Genomic DNA, 6470 nt, shown 5'->3' with positions numbered 1-6470 from the left:
CCCGGGAGGCCGCCTGCGGCCGAGCGGTGCGAGCACGGCGTCGAGGAACGGCTCCGCACGCCGTTGTACGGACCGTATGAGGGGTCCTCCCCGCAGCGGGCCGCGGGGAGGGGTGACGGGGTTACACCATCAGGGAACGGTCCGTCGGCTTGACCGGGTACGGGAGGGCGCTGCTGCCGGTCAGGTAGCGGTCCACGCCGCGGGCGGCCGAGCGGCCCTCCGCGATCGCCCAGACGATCAGGGACTGGCCGCGGCCGGCGTCGCCGGCCACGAAGACGCCGTCGACGTTGGTCGCGTACGACGCGTCGCGCGCGACGTTGCCGCGCTCGTCCAGCTCCAGGCCGAACTGGGCCACCAGGCCGTTGGCCTGGTCCGTGCCGGTGAAGCCCATCGCCAGGGTGACCAGCTGGGCCGGGAGGACCCGCTCGGTGCCCGGCTTCTGCTCCAGACGGCCGTCCTTGAACTCCACCTCGACCAGGTGCAGGGCCTGGACGTTGCCGTCCTCGTCGCCCTCGAAGTGGGTCGTGGAGACGGAGTAGATCCGCTCGCCGCCCTCCTCGTGCGCCGAGGTGACCTTGTACAGCATCGGGAACGTCGGCCAGGGCTGCCCCGTGGGCCGGTCCTCCGACGGGCGGGGCATGATCTCCAGCTGCGTGACCGAGGCCGCGCCCTGGCGGTGGGCGGTGCCCACGCAGTCCGCGCCCGTGTCGCCGCCGCCGATGACGACCACGTGCTTGCCCTCCGCCGTGATCGGCGGGGCCATGAAGTCGCCTTCCTGGACCTTGTTGGCCAGGGGCAGGTACTCCATCGCGAAGTGGATGCCCTTGAGGTCACGGCCCGGGACCGGCAGGTCGCGGGAGACCGTGGCGCCGGCCGCGATGACGACCGCGTCGAACCGCTTGCGCAGGTCGGTCGCGGACAGGTCGCGGCCGATCTCGATGCCGGTGCGGAACTTGGTGCCCTCCGCGCGCATCTGCTCGATGCGGCGGTTGATGTGCACCTTCTCCATCTTGAACTCGGGGATGCCGTAGCGGAGCAGACCGCCGATGCGGTCCGCGCGCTCGTACACCACCACGGTGTGGCCGGCCCGGGTGAGCTGCTGGGCGGCGGCCAGGCCCGCGGGGCCCGAGCCGATGACGGCCGCCGTCTTGCCGGACAGCCGCTCCGGCGGCTGCGGGGTCACGTTGCCGTTGTCCCACGCCTTGTCGATGATCGAGACTTCGACGTTCTTGATCGTGACGGCCGGCTGGTTGATGCCGAGGACGCACGCCGACTCGCACGGAGCGGGGCACAGGCGGCCCGTGAACTCCGGGAAGTTGTTCGTGGCGTGCAGGCGCTCGGAGGCCGCCGACCAGTCCTCGCGGTACGCGAAGTCGTTCCACTCCGGGATCAGGTTCCCGAGCGGGCACCCGTTGTGGCAGAACGGGATGCCGCAGTCCATGCAGCGGCCGGCCTGCTTGCTGATGATCGGGAGCAGCGAGCCCGGGACGTAGACCTCGTTCCAGTCCTTCAGCCGGTCGGCGACCGGACGGGAACAGGCGGTCTCGCGCGGGGTGGTGAGGAAGCCCTTCGGGTCAGCCATTGGTCGCCGCCTCCATCATCTTCTCCGTGGTCTCGGACTCCGAGAGTCCGGCCAGCTCAGCGGCGTCCTTGGCGGCGAGCACTGCCTTGTACGTGGTCGGGATGATCTTGCTGAAGCGGTCCGCTGAGACGGACCAGTCAGCCAGGAGCTTCGCGGCCACGGTCGAGCCGGTCTCCTCCTCGTGGCGGCGCACCACATCGTGCAGCCACTGCTTGTCGGCGTCGGAGGGGGTTTCCACGGCGCCCGTGTTGCCGACGTTGACGTTGTTGATGTCGAGGTCGACGACGTACGCGACGCCGCCCGACATGCCGGCCGCGAAGTTGCGGCCCGTCTCGCCGAGGACGACGGCCGTACCGCCGGTCATGTACTCGCAGCCGTGGTCGCCCACGCCCTCCGAGACGACCAGGGCACCGGAGTTGCGGACGCAGAAGCGCTCGCCGGTGCGGCCGCGCAGGAACATCTCGCCGCCGGTGGCGCCGTAGCCGATGGTGTTGCCGGCGATCGTCGAGTACTCGGCGAGGTGGTCGGCGCCGCGGTCCGGGCGGACCACGATCCGGCCGCCCGACAGGCCCTTGCCGACGTAGTCGTTGGCGTCGCCCTCCAGGCGGAGGGTGACGCCCTTCGGCAGGAAGGCGCCGAAGGACTGGCCGGCCGAGCCGGTGAAGGTCAGGTCGATGGTGTTGTCGGGCAGGCCCGCACCGCCGAACTTCTTGGTGACCTGGTGGCCGAGCATGGTGCCGACGGTCCGGTTGATGTTCCGGATGGCGATCTGGGCGCGGACCGGCTGGGCCGTCTCGGCGGAGTCGGCGTTCAGCGCGTCGGCCGCGAGCTCGATCAGCTCGTTGTCGAGGGCCTTCTCCAGGCCGTGGTCCTGCTCGATCAGGGCGTGGCGGACCGCGCCCTCGGGCAGCGCCGGCACGTGGAAGAGGGGCTCGAGGTCGAGGCCCTGCGCCTTCCAGTGCGTGACGGCCTTGCTGGTGTCGAGGAGCTCGGCGTGGCCGACGGCCTCCTCGATCGTGCGGAAGCCCAGCTCGGCGAGGATCTCGCGGACCTCCTCCGCGATGAACTCGAAGAAGTTCACGACGAACTCGGGCTTGCCGGAGAACCGGTCGCGCAGGACCGGGTTCTGCGTGGCGATGCCTACCGGGCAGGTGTCCAGGTGGCAGACGCGCATCATGACGCAGCCGGAGACGACGAGCGGCGCGGTCGCGAAACCGAACTCCTCGGCGCCGAGCAGCGCGGCGATGACGACGTCGCGGCCGGTCTTGAGCTGGCCGTCCGTCTGGACCACGATGCGGTCGCGCAGGCCGTTGAGCAGCAGGGTCTGCTGGGTCTCGGCGAGGCCGAGCTCCCAGGGGCCGCCCGCGTGCTTGAGCGAGGTCAGCGGGGAGGCGCCCGTACCGCCGTCGTGGCCGGAGATGAGGACGACGTCCGCGTGGGCCTTGGAGACACCCGCGGCGACGGTGCCGACTCCGACCTCCGACACCAGCTTCACGTGGATGCGTGCGGCCGGGTTGGCGTTCTTGAGGTCGTGGATCAGCTGAGCCAGGTCCTCGATGGAGTAGATGTCGTGGTGCGGCGGCGGGGAGATCAGGCCGACACCCGGGGTGGAGTGCCGGGTCTTGGCGACCCACGGGTAGACCTTGTGGCCGGGCAGCTGGCCGCCCTCGCCGGGCTTGGCGCCCTGCGCCATCTTGATCTGGATGTCGTCCGCGTTGACCAGGTACTCGGAGGTCACACCGAAGCGGCCGGAGGCGACCTGCTTGATGGAGGAGCGGCGCGCCGGGTCGTAGAGGCGGTCGGGGTCCTCGCCGCCCTCACCGGTGTTGGACTTGCCGCCGATCTGGTTCATGGCGATGGCGAGGGTCTCGTGCGCCTCGCGCGAGATGGAGCCGTACGACATGGCGCCGGTGGAGAAGCGCTTGACGATGTCGGCGACCGACTCGACCTCGTCGATGGAGATCGACGGGCGGTCCTCCGCCTTGAAGCCGAAGAGGCCGCGGAGCGTCATGAGGCGCTCGGACTGCTCGTTCACCCGGTCCGTGTACTTCTTGAAGATGTCGTACCGGCGGTTGCGGGTGGCGTGCTGGAGGCGGAAGACCGTCTCCGGGTCGAACAGGTGCGGCTCGCCCTCGCGGCGCCACTGGTACTCGCCGCCGATCTCCAGCGCGCGGTGCGTGGCCGCGATGCCGGAGGCCGGGTACGCCTTGGCGTGGCGGGCGGCCACCTCCTTGGCGACGACGTCCAGGCCGGCGCCGCCGATCTTGGTGGCGGTGCCCTGGAAGTACGAGGCGACGAATTCCTCGTTCAGGCCGACGGCCTCGAAGACCTGGGCGCCGCGGTAGGAGGCGACGGTGGAGATGCCCATCTTGGACATGACCTTCAGGACGCCCTTGCCGAGCGCGTAGATCAGGTTCTTGATGGCCTGCTCCGGCTCCAGGCCGGACAGGAACGTACCGGCGCGCAGCAGGTCCTCGACGGACTCCATGGCGAGGTACGGGTTCACGGCGGCGGCGCCGTAGCCGATGAGCAGCGCGACGTGGTGGACCTCGCGGACGTCGCCGGCCTCGACCAGCAGGCCCACCTGGGTGCGCTGCTTGGTGGCGATGAGGTGGTGGTGCACGGCGGAGGTGAGCAGCAGCGACGGGATCGGTGCGTGCTCGGCGTCCGAGTGGCGGTCCGAGAGGACGATCAGGTGGGCGCCGTTCGCGATGGCCGCGTCGACCTCGCCGCGGATCTCCTCGAGGCGGGCGGCCAGTGCCTCGCCGCCACCGGAGACCCGGTAGAGGCCGGAGAGGGTGGCGGCCTTCATGCCCGGCATGTCGCCGTCGGCGTTGACGTGGATGAGCTTGGCCAGCTCGTCGTTGTCGATCACCGGGAAGGGCAGGGTGACGCTGCGGCAGGACGCGGCGGTCGGCTCCAGCAGGTTGCCCTGCGGGCCCAGCGAGGACAGCAGCGAGGTGACGAGCTCCTCGCGGATGGCGTCCAGCGGCGGGTTGGTGACCTGCGCGAAGAGCTGCGTGAAGTAGTCGAAGAGCAGCCGGGGGCGCTCGGACAGGGCCGCGATCGGGGAGTCCGTGCCCATGGAGCCGAGCGGCTCGCCGCCGGTACGGGCCATCGGCGCGAGGATGACGCGCAGCTCTTCCTCGGTGTAGCCGAAGGTCTGCTGGCGGCGGGTGACCGAGGCGTGGGTGTGCACGATGTGCTCGCGCTCGGGCAGGTCCGTCAGCTCGATCTCGCCGGTCTCGAGCCATTCGGCGTACGGGGCGGCGCCGGCCAGCTCGGCCTTGATCTCGTCGTCCTCGATGATCCGCTTCTGGGCGGTGTCGACGAGGAACATCTTGCCGGGCTGCAGGCGGCCCTTGCGGACGACCTTGGCCGGGTCGATGTCGAGCACGCCGACCTCGGAGCCGAGGACGACGAGGCCGTCGTCGGTGACCCAGTAGCGGCCGGGGCGCAGACCGTTGCGGTCGAGGACCGCGCCGACCTGGGTGCCGTCGGTGAAGGTGACGCAGGCGGGGCCGTCCCAGGGCTCCATCAGCGTGGAGTGGTACTGGTAGAACGCGCGGCGGGCCGGGTCCATGGAGGTGTGGTTCTCCCACGCCTCCGGGATCATCATCAGCACGCTGTGCGGCAGCGAGCGGCCGCCGAGGTGCAGGAGCTCCAGGACCTCGTCGAAGGAGGCCGAGTCGGAGGCGTCCGGGGTGCAGATCGGGAAGATCCGCTCCAGCGCGCCGTCGCCGAAGACGTCCGAGGCCAGCTGGGACTCGCGGGCCTTCATCCAGTTCCGGTTGCCCTTGACCGTGTTGATCTCGCCGTTGTGCGCGACGAAGCGGTACGGGTGGGCCAGCGGCCAGGACGGGAAGGTGTTGGTCGAGAACCGCGAGTGGACCAGGGCCAGCGTGGAGGCGAAGCGGCGGTCGGAGAGGTCGGGGAAGAAGGGCTCGAGCTGGCCGGTGGTCAGCATGCCCTTGTAGACGATGGTGCGGGCGGAGAGCGACGGGAAGTAGACCCCGGCCTCGCGCTCGGCGCGCTTGCGCAGCACGAAGGCCTTGCGGTCCAGCTCGATGCCGCTGCTGCCGTTGCTCACGAACAGCTGCGAGAAGGCCGGCATGGTGGCGCGGGCGCCGTTGCCGAGCAGGTCGGGGGTGACCGGGACCTCGCGCCAGCCGAGAACCGTCAGGTTCTCCTCGGCGGCGATGGCCTCGATCTGCTCCACGGCGACGGCCTGTGCGGTGCCGTCGGCGGGGAGGAAGGCGATGCCGACGGCGTACGCGCCGGCCTCGGGGAGCTCGAATCCGGCCACCTCGCGCAGGAACGCGTCCGGGACCTGGGACAGGATTCCGGCGCCGTCGCCCGAGTCCGGCTCGGATCCGGTGGCACCACGGTGCTCGAGGTTCCGCAATACGGTCAGCGCCTGCTCGACCAGCGTGTGGCTGGCCTCGCCGCTGAGGTTGGCCACAAAGCCGACGCCGCAGGCGTCGTGCTCGTTGCGCGGGTCGTACATGCCCTGCTGGGCGGGGCGACCGTCCATGGGCGACCAGGCGGTGGTGCTGAGGCCGGTCGCGGAGTGCGTGGATGCGGAACGCATCGGCTCTCCCGTCGTCGTCGTGGCATAGGTGCGTGCCGAGGGACGACGTTGGCCCTCTGCGAAATTTCGTGCAGGTTACATGATGACGGCAATCCCGAGAAGCGGATATGGCGTTTCACCATGCGGACACGCACGGAGCGGAAAGTGGAGACCTTCGCAGGTAAATCAAGGGACGTAGCAAGGACGCACCACGGGCGAAGGTCCCGACGCGGGTGGGCATCATTGCCCGCGCGCCCTCGTCTGATGCCCGGCGGACACGGGATCGAAACCGCCGGGTAACGGACTGCCGAGTAGCGG

The 6470-nt window shown here is 70.4% G+C and carries 2 protein-coding genes; both read right to left on the bottom strand.

Annotation, left to right across the window (positions count from 1 at the left end; genetic code table 11):
* Positions 1–121 precede the first annotated feature (121 nt).
* Positions 122–1582: a glutamate synthase subunit beta gene (locus ACZ5WG_RS26645; protein WP_468726417.1), complete on the bottom strand. Its 1461-nt coding sequence runs from the start codon at positions 1580–1582 to the stop codon at positions 122–124.
* A complete protein-coding gene (gene gltB / locus ACZ5WG_RS26640) occupies positions 1575–6116 on the bottom strand; it encodes a glutamate synthase large subunit (protein ID WP_468726664.1) in 4542 nt (1513 codons plus the stop codon). Before gltB ends, ACZ5WG_RS26645 begins: the two co-directional genes overlap by 8 nt.
* Positions 6117–6470: the final 354 nt, after the last annotated feature.

This window comes from Streptomyces sp. NPDC032745 (assembly GCF_055579465.1).
This window is presented reverse-complemented; position numbering and strand designations above follow the sequence as displayed.